This window comes from Halobacillus sp. B23F22_1 (genome assembly GCF_043497005.1).
Classification (GTDB): Bacteria; Bacillota; Bacilli; order Bacillales; family Halobacillaceae; genus Halobacillus_A.
The window spans coordinates 865613-885282 of the sequence record NZ_JBIEKE010000002.1; the positions used below are offsets into that span (position 1 = coordinate 865613).

The following is a 19670-nucleotide window of genomic DNA, read 5'->3' on the forward strand; positions in this document are numbered from 1 at the left end:
GTAAGAGAGGAAGAGTGAGATTGTCTGAACAAATGAAAAGAGAGTGGTTGGAGTGGATAAAAGCCATTGCCATAGCGATTGCACTTGCTTTTGTTTTACGCACCTTTTTCTTTGCCACGTCAATCGTTGAGGGGGCGAGTATGAACCCTACGTTAGAAAGCGGAGAAAGAGTTATGTTCAATAAAATTATCTATTATATAGATGAGCCAAACCACGGGGATATAGTAATTATAGAAAAACCAACTAAAAATTATGTAAAACGAGTGATTGGTCAACCCGGGGACACGATTGAATTTAAGAATAATCAACTATATGTGAATGACCAGCCTCAAGAACAAACCTATTTAAATGAGCAGTCAACAGCCGGGACCAGAGATTTTGGACCTGTTGATGTACCTGAAGGCAGATACTTTGTAATGGGTGATAACCGCTCCGTTAGTAAAGACAGTCGAAATGGACTGGGTTTCGTCAGTGAGGATGAGATTATTGGCCGTACCGAACTTATTATTTATCCTTTTAACCAAATCAGCTTAACCAAATGATAAAGCGTCCCGCACCTTGCTAAAGGTAGGGACGCTTTATTCACGTTCGACCGGAAAATTGATGAAGCGTCTCTATGAGTACGTCCAGCTTTCCTTCAATGCGGTGAAGTAAATAAAAAGTAACCGCGATCGGAAAACCTAAATCAGTAACTATAGGAAGCCAGCCTTCCACTTTCATTCCCCCTCTTATACAAAAAGCCGCTGTAAAAGCGGCTTTTTCAATCATTAAAGTTCCACAGCGGTTACGTTACGTTCAACAATGCGAGCTTCTTTCTTCTCGATTAAATCCCCGCCGCTTGAGTAAAAACAATTCTCTGCAATAATCGCTTCCATAGCAGCATTTACATCTGCTTCGCTCACAGGTTCAACAGGGTGGTCAATAGAGATGGTCACCACTTTTTCTTCTTCATTTAAAAACTTAAGTTCCAGCTTCTTCATAATCCCCCTCCTCTCTTAGTTTTTTCTCTTGATTAAAGGTCGACTAAAACAGAACGATCATTCCGTTCAATGGTTGACAACAAGTTTTCCTGAAGTGCTTCGATCGCTACAGCGATGTTATAGAGCTGTTCTTCAGTAGCTTCCATTTTTACGTTGTTAAATGATTTACGACGATACTTTACATTTCCTTTATCGTCTGTTCCGTTTTCAAACACGAGCTGCAGCTGACTGTTAACCATATCTGCTGTGACTGCCATGTGAATCACCTCCTTTCACTTCTATAATCGTAAAAAGTATAAAAGAGGTGTTACTTAAATTAAAGATTTCTACAAATTTTATAAAGAAAGGGTCAGTGATAAGCTTTTAACAGAAATAATAAGGTTACCAGTCACCGAAAAGCTGTAAAAGAGCGAAGTATGGTACCCTTTTAAACAAACTGAAAAAAGTGAGTTCCCGTCAGGGAGCTCACTTTTTCGATTTCTGTGTATTTAAATCCTATTCCTTATGGTATATCACTTAGCCTCGGTCGAAAATACAGAACCCTATAAAACTAAACAAAACGACTAGACAGACAAGGAACATAACAATCTCTGTCATACCTTCACCCCCTCTTCATTCATTCCTATTTTATCAAATATTTAATGTAATAACTTCATTTATTATATCACTTACCAAGAAGCTAATTCTCATTTAAGTTAGGAATAAAAATTATTGATTTTATTTTACCATACCCTAGAGTTCACATAAAAGTCACACATTATTGAATACATTGTGAATCATTGAACAATCTATCCAATAATACCATAAAACATTGTACAATAAAGATGTAAAAAGATTGTGAATCATTGAACATAATAAAGGAGGAATTTTACATGAAGCAGTGGTTTACTGAGCATGTGAGTGCAGCATTTATTTTATTAGGAATTCGTATTTATTTAGGCTATACGTGGCTGACTTCTGGTATTGGCAAAGTAACTGGAGATTTTGATGCGGGTGGTTATCTTCAAGGTGCTATCTTCAAATCTCAAGGAGAGGAAGCGATTGTACAGGGGTGGTGGGCTTCATTTTTAAAAACCTTCGCTCTTCCTAACAGCAGTTTATTCAGTTTTTTAGTCATGTGGGGGGAAGTTCTTGTAGGAATAGCACTCATCATTGGATTGTTAACAAAAACGGGTGTCTTTTTCGGAATGTTAATGAACATGGCCTTCTTATTAAGCGGTACGATTAGCTCAAATCCTGAAATGCTTATTCTAGGGGCACTCATTTTAGCTGCCGGCGCCAATGCAGGTCGTATTGGTCTTGATCATTACGCAGTGGACGTATTAAAAAGGAAAGGGTATTCACTTTATAAAAAAACAGCAATAAGTTAAGTTTTCAGAATAGCTTCATCAGCTATGCTGGCAGTCTGTCGAAAAAGCTACGATGTACTTCATAAGTATGGAGAAAGGAACAGGAAAAAAGCACCGCTTTCCGTGGACAAGACGGAAAATTTCCTGGGTCTGTGTACTGCGACCTGCGGGGTTTCTCCTGTCTGTTCGTCCGATATGAGTCGGCACTTTTTCCGTTCCTTTGGCCTGAATGGAAAAACCTTCGTGATGTGAATGCCCTTTTACAAAAGCCGCTTCCTCAGGGCACAGCTTCAGTAAATGATTTTGACAGTGATCTATTCCTTAAACCCTTTACACTCTCTAACGTAAGGTATTTTCACTTTTAAAGGTTTCTCTACAAGCTTCCAGCATAGCTGATCAGCTATAGCTCGTTTTGGTTTGTTATAGCAGAATAGAAAACGTGCTGTTTCTTGCCTCTTTTCTTCGCTTCATATAATGCGAGATCAGCGTGCTTCTTCATTTGAAACACTTGTTTAGCATCATCAGGGTATATACTAATTCCTACACTGCATGAAAATGAAAACTTATATCCCTGGATAAGAAAGGGGTGATGAATACGACTAATAATCCGCTCAGCCACCTCTTCAATATCTTGATAGGATTGCACATCAGAAAGAAGAATCGCAAATTCATCGCCTCCCATTCTAGCAACCACGTCTTCTTTTCTTACGGTACTTTTCAACCTTTCCCCTATCATGATGAGAAGTTCATCACCAAAATTATGACCAAACTCGTCATTCACTTGTTTAAACTGATCCCCGTCCAAGTACAAGAGAGCAAATTTCCGAGTGGAGGAAGGTTGAGCCGCCATTTTTAGCTGGTCCTCAAATACTCTCCTGTTCGTCAGTCCCGTCAAGTGATCCGTGTACGCCATCTGTTTTAACTTTTCCTCCGCTTGCTTTCGTTTCGTAATTTCCCTGCTGGAAGCTACTACTTTCGTATAGTAACCTTTTTTATCCTTTACAGGGGTGAGTCTCGTCTCCACCCACAGATACGTTCCATTCTTCTTTCTCATTCTCACTTCGTAACGAAGCTCACTGGTATGCTGTAAATAAGAAAGGTCATTCTCTTGAACAATTTCTTTATCTCCTTCGTGAACATTAGCTGTGTAATGTATCCCGACCATCTCTTCTGAGTAATAACCTATTACATGGTAATGAGAAGGTGAAGCATATTGAATATACCCATTCCGATCAATAATTTTTATAAGATCCTGAGAGTACTCTGCAATTAATCGATACCTCACCTCTGACTCTTTTAGTTTCAATTTTGTATGTACTTTATCAGTAATATCATCTAAAGTCATGACTACTCTTATAAACTTCCCTTCCTCATCCACTATCGCAGTTAAACCGATAGAAGCCATCATAACTTCTCCGTTCTTTCGATAAAGCTGCTGATCAAATCGTTTAAGCTTTTCCCCTTTTTCCAGTAAAGAGTAAAGCTCCTGGAAACGGGGTTGAAGTTCTACCTGCATATCAAACCAATTCATGTCATAGAGTTCAGATTTTTGATAGCCGAAGATCCGATAAAAGGATTCATTGATTTTTAAGAAGTTCCAATTTAAGTCAAATAAAGCAAAGGCTTCTTCGGTGTTTTCAATATAAGAAGAGAAAATCCGGTTTAAATAACGTGCTTCAGGCGAATTCATAGTGTAAACAGAAATATTTTTTGTAATAGCTAAAATATAAGAAATCTGAGAATTATCGTTACGCAGCGGAAATAATGTGGTTTCAGCCAAGTACTGAACATTAGGGAAAATAACGGTATCATGGTAAGAGGTCTTTTTTTGAAGTTTTAACACGTTGTGGTATTGTTCAGATAGAAAAGCTGCTTCACTCTCAGGAAGGCACTCATGCAGGCTGCCCCCTAAATTCTTAGGGTTTAATCGAGCCAATTCATAACCCGCTTCATTCAGGAATTCATAATAGAACTGTCCATTTGACACTTTCATTAGAAACACGCAGTCGCTCATTGAGCTGCCAAGTTCTTTGAGCAGAGGAATATGCGTTTCTTTTAAATATTCATACGCAATACTCATACATTTCCTTCTTTCGGCACATTCATTTAGTTTGATCCCTCTTCAATAGAGGTATTTAGTAATAGATGATTGCTTATCATTATACAATATTTTCAAGATTCATCTACAATAGTTTTAATTATTTTTAAAAGAGGTGCACCATGTTAACCTGGATCTTTCGCTTTTTTGTATTTTGGTACATATGCGGCATTATTTTATTAACGTTTGACTGGCTTCCCCCATGGCTGGAATGGGCAAATAGTGTTTTCCTTATAACTGCCGGTGTCATTGGCGGTATTTACTTCACTCAACTCTATAGCGTTATTAAAGGCATTGGGTATAGTCTCCTGATTATCGTTGTGAGCATCTATGTAGAGCATTTAGGAGTGGAAACGGGATTCCTGTTTGGAGAGTACCTCTATAATGAAAACTTCGGATTAAAAATTGCAGATACGCCCATTACGATAGGATTCGCCTGGCTGCTTATCATTGGTTGTTCTCATGAAATTGCCAGAGGCGTTACCGTTTCCTTAAATGGATGGTTGAAGTGGGCGTCCTTTTTAATCTTAGCAAGCCTCCTTGCTGTAACGATGGATTTGATCCTGGATCCTGTTGCCTACCACGTACAAGAGTACTGGTTATGGGAAGGTTCCGGTGTGTATTATGACATTCCTTTTTCTAATTTTGCCGGGTGGTTTATTTTAGCTTTTATTTTTCACGCTTTGCATTTTGTTTTTTCCCGTCAATTATCAACCAGCTCACCCGTATGGCAGAAAAGAATGGCTTTTATGTTCGGGGCGATTATTTTTATGTTTAGTATTTTAGCAATTACAGGGGGAATTTATGGAGCTGCTGTTTTAGTCATTGTACTTGCCCTTGTTTGGTACGCTTTATATTATTGGAGGCTGCATGATGTTAAAAGCTAATAAAAGTCCCTGGATGATGTGGGGGTTTACGCGTTTTAACCGTATATTCCTCCACCATCATTTTAACAATATTAAAATATGTAATCTAAATTCAACCTCTATTTCTAAAAAAAGCTTATTTATTGTCAATCATTCCAGCTGGTGGGATGCTCTTATTATTTTCTTTTTAAATGATCAAGTTGTTCAATCAGATGCGTATGGCATGATGCATGAAGAAGGGATCAGACGCTTCCCATTCTTTAGAAAAATAGGGGTTTATTCCATGAATTCTAAAGACCGGCGACACTTACTCTCATCCTTATCTTACAGTACAGAACTGCTGGAAAGAGACAAAACGGTATGGATGTTTCCCCAAGGAGATGAACAGCACTTAGAGAAAAGGCCGCTGGAATTTTCGAATGGAGCTTCTTATATTGCAGAACGTGCGGAAGGTGTCCACGTTATACCTGTCTCGCTCTATTACTCATTAGAACACATGAAAAAGCCAAACGTATATGCGATTATAGGTCGACCTATTGATCAGTCGTTATACAAAAGCCTTTCCAGGAAAGAAAAAACACAACTGTTTGAGAAGAAAGTTACCGCACAGCTGAATGAATTAAAAAAATTAGTCATTCAAGAGAAAAAAGAACCTTTCTCGATTTATTGAGGGGGATGAGCGCATGTTCCTTACGATTGCTATATTTATAACCATTTTGCTCAATGTATGGACCATTGCTAATAGCTTTTTTTTACCGAAACTACAAAAGAAAACAACAATAAAATACAGACAAAAAGTTTCTCTTCTCGTACCGCTTCGTGATGAAATTGAACATGTAGCTGAACTCGTTCGATGCCTCAAAGCTGTCACTTATGAAAACGTAGAATTTATTTTGTTAGATGATCACTCCGGGGATGGTACTTACGAAGCGCTGTTAAATGAGACGTCGAACGACTCTCGTTTTATTATTATTCAAGGGCAGCCGCTGCCTGAAGGATGGAATGGCAAAGTCCATGCCTGCCATCAATTATCACAGCATGCCAGCGGTGATTATTATTTATTTCTCGACGCAGATGCCAGGGTAAACCCTTCGATTTTTGAACGTTCACTCGCCACGCTTCAGAAGCGAAAAGCATCGATGTTAAGCGGCTTCCCCCATTATCCGAATCGTCATGTGCTTTCGCATTTACTTGTCCCGCTTCAACACATGGTTGTATTTTTACATTTACCTTTAGCAGTAGCTAATTCCACCAGGCTTCCTGCCTTCACAGCAGCATGCGGCATCTTTATTTTTATAGAAAAAAAAGCATACGATGCCATAGGAGGTCATAAAGCCGTGAAAGGCTCCCTCGTCGAGGATGTACATATTGCAAGAGAAGTTAAAAAACATGGTTTTTCCATGATTCTTTGCAACATAACAGATAGTGTTGTTTCTTACATGTATGATTCCTCTAAAGAGACATGGGATGGTTTCAAAAAAAACATTTACACTGGAATTGGACGTTCTCCGGTCATGGTGGTATTTTTAACAAGTTTATATATCGGTTTATTTCTCTTTCCTTTTGCTTTAGGTGTATATGGAATCATTAGCGGACAAATCGCTTACTTCCTTCCGTTTTTACTTACGGTTACTTTTAAGATGTATGTGGACGCACGAACTCGTCATCCCTTATGGTTATCATGGCTGCTGCCCATCTCTGCGGCATTATTAATTGCTTTATTATTTGCATCGATGATGGTGCATCTTCGCGGCAAAACGTATCAATGGAAAGGAAGGTCTTACGAATGAAGACTGTTATTGTTGGAGGGGGTCTTGGAGGATTATCTGCTGCTGTTTATCTCGCTAAAGAAGGGGGTGATGTTCATCTTTTTGAAAAGAATGAACATTTCGGAGGTAAAATGATGCCGGTTGATCAAGATGGCTACCATTTCGACTTTGGACCCAATACGATTACGATGCCTCACGTTTTTAAAGACGTCCTGTTTCAAGCTGGACTGAATCCAAACGAAGAACTCCCTTTTTTATCGATTGAAAATCATACAAGAAATCAATTTTCTGACGGAACAACCATCGACTTTTCTTCAAATCCCGACTTTATGAAAGAACAGTTACGGAAAATTGATCCTACAGCTGCTTCGCACTATGACGAATTCTTAGAAGAAGTTGAAAAGCTTTATCACCTCTCGAACCGGTATTTTTTAAATCGAACCTTTTCGAGCTGGAGGGATTACTTATCCCCTTCTCTTGCGCGGGCGATGAGAAAAGTGCGCCCCCTCCAATCCATGGACCGTTTTTTTAAACACTATTTCAATCATCCGCATATGGTACAAGCACTCAACCGGTATGCCACTTATATTGGTTCTAGTCCTTACGCTTCTCCAGCTACTTTTGCTATGATTGCTCATTTAGAGTTAAATGAAGGGGTTTATTATGTAAAAGGTGGAAATACCAAAATCGCAGACAGCTTTGTAAAAGCAGCAAAAAAATTAGGCGTTCACCTCCATTCTTCTACGGAGGTAGAGAAATTCAACGTAAAAAGTGACCGTATTTCCAGTGTTAAGCTTTCTACCGGAGAGTTTGTTGAAGCAGACCGTGTGATTGTGAACGGAGACTTATTAGAATCCCTTCCTGCGTTACTTACGGAAGAGGAACGCCCCTCTTTGAAGGATAAAAAAATCTGTTCCATTGATCCATCAACATCAGCGTTTGTTATTACAGCTGGATTAGATACACGTCTCAATATGCTTAACCATCACCATGTCCTTTTCTCCTCTAATTATTATGAAGAGTTTCGTACCCTGAGACGAGGACAATACAGTTTTGATCCTACGATTTATATAAGTACTTCTTCAAAAACAGATCCCGAGGTATCACCGCGAGGAGATAACTGCTTTATTCTCGTCAATGCACCGGCTGATCAAAAGGACAACGACGCCCCCTCGGCTACTACCTATCGAGATTTGATTTATGACAAGTTATATGAAGCTGGTTTTCCTTTGTCTTCACATGTAAAAATTGAACAGACCTATACACCACGGGACATCCAATATCGTTTCCGCGCATTTCACGGAGCAATCTATGGGCCTTCCTCAAACTCAAAGCTACAAGCGTTTCGAAGACCCTTTAATCAGTCCGTAGATTATAAGAACTTGTATTTTTGCGGGGGCAGCACACATCCAGGAGGAGGCTCTCCGATGGTGGTCTTAAGTGGAAAGAACGTAGCGGATAAGATTCTTGGGAAATTACGATCAATTGAATAATAAAAAGCAAATTATTGCATTTCAGCAATAATTTGCTTTTTTTGTTGATCAGACACATAATTGCGTTTTCTAAATACTTCATAGTGGTTATCGCGGACAGAATTCAAAATAGCGCGATACATATAAGCCGCACCTTTTACAGGTGTACGTGAATACAAAGGATAGAGAGGCAGGGTGCTTAATGCATTCGCATAATAAACCTCTGCGTCATGTGCCAAGTCTTCCCATAAAGCCATAAATGATTCATTGACCCTGCCTTCAACGAGATCCTTCGTAGAGTAACGATACCTTCTTAATAATTTCTTTGGAAGATAGATACGTTCTCGTTCAAGGTCTTCTCCTACATCACGTAAAATATTTGTAATTTGCATTGCATACCCAAGTTCAATCGCCCCTCGTCTGAGTTCCTTCTCTTTCCCTGGTGCAATAACAGGCAGCAGCATGAGGCCGACCGTACTAGCCACATGATAGCAATAATGAAGCAAGTCTTGTTTATCTTCTATCAAAGAGGGACGTAAATCCATCCACTGCCCCTCGATCATTTCATGAAAAGGCGCAGGATCAATGGAAAATTTAATAAAAACGTCTTCAAGTGCGATCCACCCAGGATGACTGCTTTGCAGGTTTCCATCCAGGAATAAATTAAATTCTTCAGCGAATTGAGTGAGTTCTGTTTCGGGATTTTTTCCTTCATCTACAATATCATCAACGCGGCGACAAAATGTATAAATCGCCCAGACCGCTCTTTTTTGATCTTTAGGTAAAAGTGAAAAGGCTTTAGAAAAAGTTTTAGAATGTTGATCAATCACACGTTTACAGTAGTCATAAGCTGTATTTACTTCCGTCATCGTCATCCACCTCGCTTATAATAATGCCTGGTCATCCCTTCACTTTGCAAATGATCGGACAACAGTTTCGCTCCTTGCATAACGATTGGTATACCGCCGCCTGGGTGAACGGAAGCCCCCACCGCAAATAAATTATCGATTGGATACGGCTGCAGCTGCGGGCGGAAAACGCCTGACTGGAACAGGGTCGGTGCAATACCAAAGCTGCCTCCTGCGAATAACCCATCTTTTTCTGCTTGTTCCGGGTTTCTAACAGTCATCCATTCTATATGATTTCTTAAGTCAGGAAATCCCCGTTCTTCCATTTCATCGATCACTGCTTCAATAAGCAGATTTTGTTGTTTCCAGTCGACCGTTTTACCCACAGGTACTGGAATAAGTGTATAGAGTACTCCTTTTCCCTCCGGGGCTAAAGTTGCGTCCACTAACGACGGATGAAACGTATAAAAGGATGGATCATCAGGTAAAGATTTTTCAGAAAAAACTTGTTTCATATGACGATCAAAGTCCTCTGACATAAAAAATTGATGGATGGCTTCATTCGGATAATTTTTATCCAGTCCCATATATAACAGCAGACATCCAGAAGACGGCGTATACGCCCGCTTATTCCTATGGGGCATATCTAACAATTGATCCATGATGGGGAAATCTCCGTTCAATACTACTTGATCAACAGAGAGCTTTCTTCCGGATACTTGTAAGCTCTCCACCTTCTTATTTTTAACAGGAAGCTGCTCAACCTCACTTTGTGTATGGATCTTTACCCCTCTTTTTACTAGCTCATGTTCAATTAATTCAACTAAGTGAGCGTACCCTCCTTTTAGATACCAAATGCCATGCGTATGCTCGCTATAAGAAACGAGTGAATACATCGCAGGTGATTGTTCAGGGTGTCCGCCAATGTATAACGTCTGCAGCGTATACGCTTCAACCAACCGTTCGTCGTTAAAGTAACTCCGCATCATCCGTTTGACATTTTGGTAGGCCTTTAGTTTTATCAGAGTTTGAATGTTCTTCCTTGTAAAAAAGGACTTCTTATCGACAAAAGAGCGTTCTAAGAACTGTTCCTTCCCTTCCATAAAACGAATTTTCATATCCTTTAAAAAGCGTTCATAGCCTTTTTCATTCCCGGGAAACTTTTTATTGAGTTCCTCTACTTGTTTTTCTTTATCGGCATATTTCGTATAGGTGGAGCCATCTTTAAAATGAATATGATACAAAGGATCGCATTGTTGAATTGGAATATCTTCTCTGTTCATTCCACCTTCTGCAAGAATATCCATAAGCATGTCCGGAAGAAGAATAATGGTAGGTCCTTGATCAATTTTAAAACCTTTGTTCCTTTCATAGGCCAATCGACCGCCCAGCTGTTTATTCTTTTCAAAAATCGAAATGTTATGGGTTTGTTTTTTCGATAATAATAAAGCTGTAACTAAGCCGCCTATCCCACCGCCCACAATAGCTATATGAGGTTTATTCATTGTGCCGCCTCCTCTTCATTGAGCCAGTTGGTTGTGATTCTTGCGGATTCCAATATGGTGGGAAGCCCGCTTCCTGGGTGAGTTCCTCCACCTACAAGCCAGCAATTGCTTAATTCTTCAAAACGGTTATGCGGGCGGAAATACATCATTTGAGAAAGCTGATGCCCCATACTGAAGGTCGCTCCTTTGTGCACAAAATGATCCGTTTCCCATTGCATCGGGGTGAGTACTTTTTCTTCTACGATGTGCTTCCTTAAATCATTAAACCCCGTTTTTTTCTCCACTTCTTCTAGAATCAGCTGTTTAAATTGGTTCTGTTTACCCGCCCAGTCAATTGCAGCATAATTATTCGGTACAGGTGCTAAAATATAGATGGCCGAATGTCCAGCAGGAGCCAATGTATCGTCTGTGACACTGGCATTATGAATGTAAATGGACGGCTCCTCAGAAAGCACAAGATCCTTCGTCATTTCTTCTACATTCTTTTTGTAATCCTCAGCAAACAAAATTGTATGGTGTGGCATATCGTAAAGTTTGTCTGCTCCAATATAAATCATAAAAGTTGAACAAGAATATTTCTTTTTTTCAAGCTTCGGCTGAGAATATTTTTTTAATACGTCTCCTTTAATAAAATGGTTCATCGCATGAGCAAAATCTGCATTAACGATGACTTCATCTGCTTCAAAAGATGCACCAGATTGTAATGTAAGCGACGTTATTTTTTTATCGTGTAAATTAAATTCTTGAACACCTTCATTTAAGTGAATAGTGCCCCCGTATTCGTCTACCACTTTAGCCATTGCCTTTGAAAGTTGGTTGACTCCACCAATGGGATGGAAAACTCCATATTCGTGTTCCATATAGGATAGTATAGAAAAAGCACCTGGACATTCCCAGGGCGACATGCCTAAATACTTTGCTTGAAACGTAAAAGCAATTTTCAATTTTTCATCTGTAAAGTACTGGGAAAGCACATCATAAACGGATTTCCCTAAGGACAGCTGCGGTAATGCTTTAAGTGCGCGTAAACTTACGTAATCCCTTAAGCGGTGATGCCGCGTCTGCAATAAGGGCATCAGGGCTTTCATTTTCTTCCTTGTATCGTTCATAAATCGAACGTATCCCTCTTCATTACCGGGAAAATGATTTTTAATCTCTTCGATCATTTTATTTTCATCACGGTACATTGGTATACGTTTATTAGAAAATTGAAGTTCATACATTGGGGATAGCTCGACTAAGTCTAAATAATCATGAGCATCTCGTTTTGATTGAGAAAAAATCTCCTCAACAATGTGAGGCATACTTAAGAACGTAGGACCAATATCAAATGTGTATTCGCCTAATTTGAAATGCCCATTTCTTCCCCCTACGTACGACTGTTTTTCAAATACATGTACATCATGTCCTTCACTAGAAAGAATCATGGCTGATGCTAATCCTCCAGGGCCAGCTCCTACAATTGCTATTTTTTTCGTCATATCACGCACCTTCTTCCTCATACAAAACTTATACAAAAAGTATACAAAGAATATGTATCTTTTATCAAATGATCACACTCTTTCAATGTGCCGCGGGATTCCTGCTACCTGACTTTACCCTTCTTCCTCCTAATTTAAGCTCATTTGAAGTCATAGTACACGTCGTTTTGTACAAGATAAGAAGAAGGAGGACAGGCGATATGAATAACCAAAGAATATCATCTTTACAAGAAGACATAAGAGCCCCATTACTACTAGGCGAATTAAGAGAGGAACACATTAACCACTGGCACGATGAACTCGAAGAAGAGTATAAACATGTCCAACATAAGCTGCAGCACGGTTTAAATGAGCCTTGCAAAATTGTCACCATTGCCGTTTACACTTTTATCGATTTATAGACCTCAATCTGGGTATATCCCCATACCACCTCCATTTGCCTGCATAGGCTAAAGAGTAATCATTCAGGAGGTGAGATGATGTACGAAAACAGTCCTTACGCAAACAGTCCTTATGCAAACAGTCCTTACGGCGGCTACGGACACGGACGCAGATGCCCTAGACCCGGCAGCAGCTTTGCGTTAATCGTGGTGTTGTTCATTCTTTTAATCATCGTAGGTGCGGCATTCTACTGCTAAACTGAATAGTAAAAAAATAGCTGTCTCCATGATGTTGGAGACAGCTATTTTACTACCCGATAAGAATCCTCTCTTTAGGAAAATGATAATTTGATTTTTTCTTATCATTATGGAAGCTGAATAGAAATGTTAAGATCCCTATTCGTCCGATAAACATTAAAGCCATGAGAATAAGCTTGGCAAAAGATGATAACTCCGGGGTAATCCCCAGGGAAAGTCCTACCGTTCCGAAAGCAGAACAAACTTCAAAAATAATCGCATTTAATGAAAAATTCTCAGTAATGGATAGTGCTAATACGGATAGAAATACCGTAAATAAAGCCATAATAGTAACTACCACTGCCCGGTTTAGATCTTCATGATGAATTTCCCTGCGGAAAACACGAATGTTATTCTCTCCGCGTGCGAAGGTTAAGATAAAGATAACGACTAAAGCAAAGGTGGTCGTCCGAATACCTCCCCCTACACTGCTTGGAGAAGCTCCAATAAACATTAAGGAAGACATAAATATATGCGTATGTTCTGCAAATTCACTCACATCCATGGTGGAGAGTCCTCCACTTCTCGTCGTTACTGATTGGAATAAAGCATAAAAAAATACTTCATGCCAGCTTTTACCTGCAAAGAAATGGTTGAATTCCAGTAAAACAATCATAATCGCACCAAATACAATTAATGCGAAGAAAGTAAACGAGGTCAACTTTGCAAATAAGGAAAATTGAATGGTCTGTTCCTCTACATTATTAAACAAATATTGCTTTACTTCGATTAAAACAGGAAATCCGATTGCCCCAGACACAATAAGAATCATATTGATAAATTGGACGAAATAATCATTACGAAAAGGAACGAGTGACGCTCCAGTAATATCAAAACCGCCATTCGTCATCGCACTAATGGCCCCAAAAAATCCTTGTAAGTAAGCTTCTCCAGGATCATAATACTGCAGAAAATAGGTGCCTAATGTGAGAAACCCGATAAATTCTATAATTAAAACAACGATCACAATCTGCTTAACCATACGAACCATGCCCTGAAAAGAAGATCGATTATGATCCGCCATAATTAACCGTCGCTCTCTTAAACCAATTTTCTTCCCCAGGATAAGCCAGATCATCGTACCTACCGTCATTACTCCGATCCCGCCAAACTGCAGCACGAATGCTAATATGAAATAGCCAGTGGTACTAAACGTTTCAGCTGTTGGAACTGTAGTTAGACCTGTTACACTGACTGCACTAACGGCAGTAAATAAAATATCGATAAATGATAACTCTACTCCAGGCTTGTGTGCAACAGGAAGAGCAATCAATATGGATGAAATGGTTACTGCAAACAAATAAAACAATGCGATTAATTGGAAAGGAGATAATTCATTAATCCATCTCCAATTTCGCTTTCTCACCCACAACATAAACACAAGCCCCTTTTACATTCTTTTATGTATTAGCGAATTACGTACTTGCTTCTTCGCCTCGTCTTTTAAACTCTTCTAATAAATCTTCACCTTGATAGCCTTCATCTAAAAGAGTTTTTAAAACTTTTTCAATGTGCTCTCTTCTACGATCCACCATCGTACACATAAATATTACATTCATATCATTTCCAATCATGTTGGTATCAATCACATTCGCTAAGAAAGTGGCTGGCTGATTACTGCTTTTCGTAATTTTCACTTGAATAAGCAGTTCTTCCGAATTGGTTAAAATCTGATGAAAGTAGTCTTCATATTGACTATCTACGTAAGCCTCGATGACCCAGCGGCCTCGATCGTCTTCACGATTAATAATTAATCCGTCATTTAATTTAATGCGGCGCTGCGTAATGTCCTCATTTTTCTCTTCCACAATATCAAGGGAAACCAGCTTGAATGTTTTCACAGCCTCTAGCACCTCCGATTGGAATTCTATCATTATTATAGAGGACGAAAGCAAATAGAGCAAAGCTGTATTTCATTTTTGCAAAAGAATACGACAGAAAATGAAGCGAGCTCTAATAATGAGCTCGCTCCGTTACCCTCCAATATAGGACATTTCGATTTTTTTACGCGTCGGTTTTCCATTTTTACGATCGACCGAATATTGGTCGTCCCGTTTCGTCCAAATATGAATCAACCTTGAAATAATGGCTTCATCTGGTTCATTATCTCTCAGCATGGAACGAATATCATAACCTTTTGAGGCAAATAAACAAGTGAATAAGTGACCGTCTGCAGATAGACGAACTCTCGTACATGTACTGCAGAACGCATCAGTCACAGAGGAAATAACACCAATCTCAGCGGAACCATCCTCATACTGGTATCGGTTGGCTACTTCACCATAATACTGAGGGTCCACTGGCTCTAAAGGCAGTTCTTTATGAATTTGTTCAATAATTTCCTTTTTAGAGACAACCGTATCCATGTTCCAGCCATTATGATTTCCTACATCCATAAACTCTATAAAGCGAAGTGTATCCCCTGTTTCTTTGAAATATCGAGCCATCGGCAGAATTTGATCTTCATTCATGCCTTTTTTAACCACCATATTTATTTTTATAGGAAGTCCCGCTTCTCTTGCGGCTTCAATTCCTTTAATCACCGGCTTCGTCTTTATCCCCCGGCCGTTGGTTTCTTTAAACACTTCATCCTCTATCGCATCTAAACTGATATTCACACGATCCAAACCAGCTGCTTTTAGTTTTTCAGCCTGTTTGACTAAGAAAACAGCATTCGTTGTTATGGCTACATCCTGAATTCCCTCTACTTGCTTAATTCGTGCAATGAGTTGATCCATGTTCTTTCTCATTAGAGGTTCTCCACCCGTTATTCTTACTTTTTCCGTGCCAAACTGAGCAAATATTTTAACAAGCCTGATGATCTCATCAAAGCTTAATAGTTCTGATTCGGGCATAAACCGGTAGTCATCTCCAAAAATTTCAGCCGGCATACAATACGTACAGCGGAAATTGCATTGATCGATGACCGATATGCGTAAATCCTTCATTGGGCGGTCGTGCTTGTCTAAAACATAGTCAACCATAGATCAGTTTCCCCTTTCTTTTACCCTTCTAGTAAAAATTCTTCCGAGCCTGATTTATCTTCAAGCAAGACGGCTTGAACATCTTCCCCTTTTTGATACCCCCTCGTACCTCCTTTTAAAACGATTAGAACATTCGTTTTGGCCAAAGAAGTAACCACTGCCGATTTGTCCATGCCTGCTGGATAAACAACGACTTTTCCTCTTTCGTAAGAAATGTACCCTCTAATAAAACGAGTAAAGGGATTAGGTTTTCCGAAATCAGTTCCGAGAGCAGCATCTATTACAGGGTGATAAGGTGTGCTGCTATTCAATAATTTTTGTAAATACGGATACGTGTATAGTTCGAATCCAACATAACAAGCCGATGGATTTCCTGATAACCCAAACAACAGTTGACCATTGACATTTGCAACAGTCGTTACGCTTCCTGGTCTCATACCAATCTTATTAAATAAGACCTCCGCACCTAACTTTTCATAGACGAGGGGCATAAGATCGTAATCCCCTACAGATACTCCACCTGTCGTAATTAGTACGTCCACTATTTGTAATGCTTCGGCTATCGCTTTATAGCAAGTATCAAAGTCATCGGCCAGCTTGCCAAAGTACTTTGCCTCTCCTCCACTTCTATTAACTTGAGATATTACCATGTATGCGTTAGAATTGCGAATTTTTCCAGGTTCTAAGGGCTGATCTACATCTAACAATTCAGTCCCTGTAGCAAATACGCCCACGGTTGGTTTTTTACAAACCTTAACTTCCGCATAACCGAATGTTGCCAGTAAAGCTTTAACGCCTGGGTTAACTACAGTACCACTTGCAACTAATGGTGTTCCCTCTTTCGTTTCTGATGCTTTTTTAATGATATTCTGATCAGGCTTCATTTCTCTTTTAATTGTCATATAGGACTGCCCATCTTGTTCATGCGTATGACAGATTTCGAACATCGCAACGCATGTAGCCCCTTGAGGAATTTCAGCCCCCGTCATTATCCGCACTGCTTCTCCTCGTTGTAAAGGTTTGCTTGCTCGGTGCCCGGCACCGATTTCTTCTGTTACACGGAAAGTCACTGCATTTTCTTTTGTTGCATGTGTTGTATCCTCAGCTTTTATAGCAAAACCATCGTACGGAGATTTATCAAAAGGTGGAATAGCATGCGTGGCTGTAACCTCCTGAGCCAGTATGCGGCCATCCGCATGTTCCAGTGGGATTTTTTCTGTTTTTGTGGATGAGGCCACGTTCATAACTCTTTGTACAGCCTCTTCTACACGAATAGGTTTTCTATGTAAATTCATTGCAATCCTTCTTTCATAAAAATGGGCTTAAGTTGACAATAACGAAAATGAAAAGAAATTACAAAACTTATAAATGAAGCCCCCTCCCGTAGAACGAGAGAGGGCTGTTATTAATACAAATTCCGATAGGCAGCTTTACGGTTTAATAATTTCTCTTCCACCTCTTTATTAAAGGCTTTATTCGATTTACTTTTCTTCTTTTGGATAGACACATCAATCGTATAATCAAAAAAATGGATAGTCATAAGGCCTCTTCCTTTCTTTCAGAAGCTAGCATAACGCTGTGATTTTATAAAACCACAAAATTAAACTATGCGGCCTTCATGCTGACTATGTGTGCTCTTTTTCCACTTTTTTATTGTTGTAATAATCAGAGATCTTGTTATCTAAACGACCTAGCAGTTTAATCGCATGACTTGGAGACATTTTATTGTAATGATGCAGACCCTGGGGCTGCTCATCCATACGATCCGCCTCCTCCACCACTTCTTGCAGCGGGGTTCGCTGCTTGGTTAACGAAAAAGGCAGATAACTATCCGTGTGAAGCAATACCGCTAAGGAAACTTCTTTTGCCACTAAACGGTCTTCTCCTAAACGAATTAATAATTTATGAGCCCGTTCAGCTCCTTTAATCGCATGGATGTCGTGCTTTCGATATTCTTCATAATCCCACTTGCCATCCTTATACCATTCATAATGCCCAATATCATGAAGCAGCGCTGATTTCGTTGCTAAATCTGGGGACACATCTGATTTCACAGCTAAGTTAAACGCGTGATGAGCCACAGTAACTGCATGATGAATGCCTGAACGTCTCAGGTATTTTTGCGTAATACGATGTTTAAATACGTCTACTAACGTAACTTTCGGCATTCAATCACCTCTCTTTTCAAAAAAATATACCATTACTGAACTCTCTCCACAAGCCAGGCCTTTTATATATCCATGTTTATTTTAAAAGAAGGGGGGGTAGTGTTATTGTAAGATACTTTTTCATGGGAGGTGACAGAGATGGGGCAACTATCCTCTTATCACATATACTTTAACCAACCATTATCCACCAACCAACTTGTAAATATTTATAAATACTCAACAAAAAATAATCGAAACATCTATTTACATCAAAATCATCTTATTGCTGACGCCGCTCATCTAACAAAGCTATTATCCTTTTTTCTATTTGTGGATATCGACCAGCCGGCTTTAATGATTATCGACGGAGAAAATATTGAAGAAGTATACGAAATGATTCAAAAAGAATGCAGCGGCTGTATCGCTGACATTAACATTCGTTCCCAATACAATGAAGCGGATATGAATAGTGAAACATCTATTTCTGTGTAATTTAAATCGAGGGGTCAATGAAGATGGAGCCTTTACATTCGAAAGATAAGAAACGATATAAGAGCTCTGAATCACTGTTATACCGTCTAAAATACATCATTTACTTAGTTATTTTCCTTGCCGTATTATGGGTTGTTACTACTTACGTATTTCTACCCCTGTTCTAAACGCTAATCCCTGTCATCGCCTATAAATGATGGGGTTTTTTACTATTTTTTTATCGTTCAGTATAATAAAAGAAACGAACGTAAAGGAGAGATTTCATGTACGATATTGCAATTATTGGGGCGGGGCCAGCTGGAGCCAGCGCAGCTTTATTTGCTGCCAAAGCAGGAAAACAGGTTATATTTTTTGATAGCGGGAAAAGCATTACTGCAAAAGCTTGGGTAGAAAATCATTATGGTGTAAAAGAAACGGAAGGTCCAGAACTATTAAAAACTGGACAAAGCCAAGCTACTAAATTTGGCGCAGAACTGGTGAAAGAAAATGTAATTTCAGTCCAAGAAGGTGATAACGGATTGACCGTAGAAACAGAGCAGCAATCCTACGATGCAGATCACCTTATCTTTGCTACTGGAATGTCCGCTAAGCTCGCTGAGTCGTTTGGTCTTACAGTTATAGACGGCACAGAGCCGAGAGTTGCAAAAATAATTGAGGTGAATGATGAAGGCCGAACAGACCGACCGAACGTGTGGGCAGCAGGTACTGTAGCTGGAGTGAGTGTGCATACGATCATCACAGCTGGTGATGGAGCAAAAGTGGCGGTTAATGTTATAAGTGAATTAAATGGAGAACGTTATGTAGACCATGACATCCTTAAATGAAAAGATTTTCAATGACCTATATCAACGCGGAGTCTTATCAAATTCTAAGTAAAGAAACACAGCTTGTAGAGGAAAATCGCTTTTCGGTGGATGCTTGCCGCGGGCACGGAAAGCGAAGTATTTTGACGGAGCGATGGTAAAATTCTTTCTTGGCACATAAATAATCCGAACTGATTTC

At 39.5% G+C, this 19670-nt stretch carries 23 protein-coding genes; 10 read left to right on the forward strand and 13 right to left on the reverse strand.

Annotated features, from left to right (window positions below; translation table 11 throughout):
- The first annotated feature begins 20 nt into the window (after window positions 1–20).
- A complete protein-coding gene (gene lepB, locus ACGTNH_RS12205; protein ID WP_394587135.1) occupies window positions 21–542 on the forward strand; it encodes a signal peptidase I in 522 nt (173 codons plus the stop codon).
- Between the two features lie 40 nt (window positions 543–582).
- On the opposite strand, the gene ACGTNH_RS12210 is transcribed toward lepB, so the two are convergent.
- From ACGTNH_RS12210 to ACGTNH_RS12220, 3 genes are read right to left on the reverse strand one after another with little or no spacing between them, the layout of a single operon-like run.
- On the reverse strand, window positions 583–714 hold the full coding sequence (locus tag ACGTNH_RS12210) for a YvrJ family protein (RefSeq protein WP_394587136.1): 132 nt from the start codon (window positions 712–714) through the stop codon (window positions 583–585).
- Window positions 715–767: 53 nt separating this feature from the next.
- On the reverse strand, window positions 768–980 hold the full coding sequence (locus ACGTNH_RS12215) for a DUF2922 domain-containing protein (protein ID WP_394587137.1): 213 nt from the start codon (window positions 978–980) through the stop codon (window positions 768–770).
- A 32-nt stretch (window positions 981–1012) separates the two neighbouring features.
- Window positions 1013–1237: a DUF1659 domain-containing protein gene (locus ACGTNH_RS12220; RefSeq protein WP_394587138.1), complete on the reverse strand. Its 225-nt coding sequence runs from the start codon at window positions 1235–1237 to the stop codon at window positions 1013–1015.
- A gap of 615 nt (window positions 1238–1852) precedes the next feature.
- Here ACGTNH_RS12220 and ACGTNH_RS12225 point away from each other — a divergent pair.
- Entirely contained in the window at window positions 1853–2350 is a 498-nt protein-coding gene (locus ACGTNH_RS12225) for a DoxX family protein (RefSeq protein ID WP_394587139.1), read from the forward strand.
- Window positions 2351–2729: 379 nt separating this feature from the next.
- Here the strand turns inward: ACGTNH_RS12225 and ACGTNH_RS12230 are convergent, their stop codons facing one another.
- Window positions 2730–4409: a diguanylate cyclase domain-containing protein gene (locus ACGTNH_RS12230; RefSeq protein WP_394587141.1), complete on the reverse strand. Its 1680-nt coding sequence runs from the start codon at window positions 4407–4409 to the stop codon at window positions 2730–2732.
- Between the two features lie 140 nt (window positions 4410–4549).
- On the opposite strand from ACGTNH_RS12230, the gene ACGTNH_RS12235 reads away from it, so the two are divergent.
- Genes ACGTNH_RS12235 through ACGTNH_RS12250 form a run of 4 tightly spaced genes read left to right on the forward strand, consistent with a single transcriptional unit; the run spans window position 4550 to window position 8555 of the window.
- Window positions 4550–5314: a carotenoid biosynthesis protein gene (locus ACGTNH_RS12235; RefSeq protein ID WP_394587142.1), complete on the forward strand. Its 765-nt coding sequence runs from the start codon at window positions 4550–4552 to the stop codon at window positions 5312–5314.
- The gene (locus tag ACGTNH_RS12240; RefSeq protein WP_394587143.1) at window positions 5301–5963 is read left to right on the forward strand and encodes a lysophospholipid acyltransferase family protein; all 663 of its coding nucleotides are present in this window, start codon (window positions 5301–5303) and stop codon (window positions 5961–5963) included. The genes ACGTNH_RS12235 and ACGTNH_RS12240 overlap by 14 nt, the downstream gene beginning before the upstream one ends.
- Before the next feature lie 13 nt (window positions 5964–5976).
- On the forward strand, window positions 5977–7083 hold the full coding sequence (locus ACGTNH_RS12245; RefSeq protein WP_394587144.1) for a glycosyltransferase family 2 protein: 1107 nt from the start codon (window positions 5977–5979) through the stop codon (window positions 7081–7083).
- Window positions 7080–8555 (forward strand): phytoene desaturase family protein, encoded by a 1476-nt coding sequence (locus ACGTNH_RS12250; protein WP_394587145.1) that lies wholly within the window; start codon window positions 7080–7082, stop codon window positions 8553–8555. The genes ACGTNH_RS12245 and ACGTNH_RS12250 overlap by 4 nt, the downstream gene beginning before the upstream one ends.
- 11 nt (window positions 8556–8566) lie before the next feature.
- On the opposite strand, the gene ACGTNH_RS12255 is transcribed toward ACGTNH_RS12250, so the two are convergent.
- From ACGTNH_RS12255 to ACGTNH_RS12265, 3 genes are read right to left on the reverse strand one after another with little or no spacing between them, the layout of a single operon-like run.
- On the reverse strand, window positions 8567–9403 hold the full coding sequence (locus tag ACGTNH_RS12255; protein WP_394587146.1) for a phytoene/squalene synthase family protein: 837 nt from the start codon (window positions 9401–9403) through the stop codon (window positions 8567–8569).
- A gap of 2 nt (window positions 9404–9405) precedes the next feature.
- Entirely contained in the window at window positions 9406–10887 is a 1482-nt protein-coding gene (locus tag ACGTNH_RS12260) for a phytoene desaturase family protein (RefSeq protein WP_394587147.1), read from the reverse strand.
- Window positions 10884–12368, reverse strand: coding sequence for a phytoene desaturase family protein (locus tag ACGTNH_RS12265; RefSeq protein ID WP_394587148.1), 1485 nt, complete (start codon window positions 12366–12368; stop codon window positions 10884–10886). Before ACGTNH_RS12265 ends, ACGTNH_RS12260 begins: the two co-directional genes overlap by 4 nt.
- Before the next feature lie 200 nt (window positions 12369–12568).
- On the opposite strand from ACGTNH_RS12265, the gene ACGTNH_RS12270 reads away from it, so the two are divergent.
- Window positions 12569–12769 (forward strand): hypothetical protein, encoded by a 201-nt coding sequence (locus ACGTNH_RS12270; protein WP_394587149.1) that lies wholly within the window; start codon window positions 12569–12571, stop codon window positions 12767–12769.
- 78 nt (window positions 12770–12847) lie between these two features.
- Window positions 12848–13006 (forward strand): YjcZ family sporulation protein, encoded by a 159-nt coding sequence (locus ACGTNH_RS12275; protein WP_394587150.1) that lies wholly within the window; start codon window positions 12848–12850, stop codon window positions 13004–13006.
- Between the two features lie 52 nt (window positions 13007–13058).
- Here the strand turns inward: ACGTNH_RS12275 and ACGTNH_RS12280 are convergent, their stop codons facing one another.
- The 6 genes from ACGTNH_RS12280 to ACGTNH_RS12305 form a co-directional block, all read right to left on the reverse strand.
- Window positions 13059–14420 (reverse strand): TrkH family potassium uptake protein, encoded by a 1362-nt coding sequence (locus ACGTNH_RS12280; protein ID WP_394587151.1) that lies wholly within the window; start codon window positions 14418–14420, stop codon window positions 13059–13061.
- 40 nt (window positions 14421–14460) lie between these two features.
- Window positions 14461–14886, reverse strand: coding sequence for a YwpF-like family protein (locus ACGTNH_RS12285; RefSeq protein ID WP_394587152.1), 426 nt, complete (start codon window positions 14884–14886; stop codon window positions 14461–14463).
- 132 nt (window positions 14887–15018) lie between these two features.
- Window positions 15019–16029: a GTP 3',8-cyclase MoaA gene (gene moaA / locus ACGTNH_RS12290; RefSeq protein WP_394587153.1), complete on the reverse strand. Its 1011-nt coding sequence runs from the start codon at window positions 16027–16029 to the stop codon at window positions 15019–15021.
- 20 nt (window positions 16030–16049) lie between these two features.
- Entirely contained in the window at window positions 16050–17324 is a 1275-nt protein-coding gene (locus ACGTNH_RS12295; RefSeq protein ID WP_394587154.1) for a molybdopterin molybdotransferase MoeA, read from the reverse strand.
- A 110-nt stretch (window positions 17325–17434) separates the two neighbouring features.
- Window positions 17435–17569, reverse strand: coding sequence for a hypothetical protein (locus ACGTNH_RS12300; RefSeq protein WP_394587155.1), 135 nt, complete (start codon window positions 17567–17569; stop codon window positions 17435–17437).
- Window positions 17570–17654: 85 nt separating this feature from the next.
- Window positions 17655–18197 carry an HD domain-containing protein gene (locus tag ACGTNH_RS12305; protein ID WP_394587156.1) on the reverse strand — a complete coding sequence of 181 codons (543 nt, stop codon included), beginning with the start codon at window positions 18195–18197 and terminating at the stop codon, window positions 17655–17657.
- Between the two features lie 138 nt (window positions 18198–18335).
- Here ACGTNH_RS12305 and ACGTNH_RS12310 point away from each other — a divergent pair, with 138 nt between their 5' ends.
- Window positions 18336–18668, forward strand: a complete 333-nt coding sequence (locus tag ACGTNH_RS12310; RefSeq protein WP_394587157.1) for a hypothetical protein — start codon at window positions 18336–18338, stop codon at window positions 18666–18668.
- Window positions 18669–18931: 263 nt separating this feature from the next.
- Window positions 18932–19492: an FAD-dependent oxidoreductase gene (locus ACGTNH_RS12315; RefSeq protein ID WP_394587158.1), complete on the forward strand. Its 561-nt coding sequence runs from the start codon at window positions 18932–18934 to the stop codon at window positions 19490–19492.
- Window positions 19493–19670 lie beyond the last annotated feature (178 nt).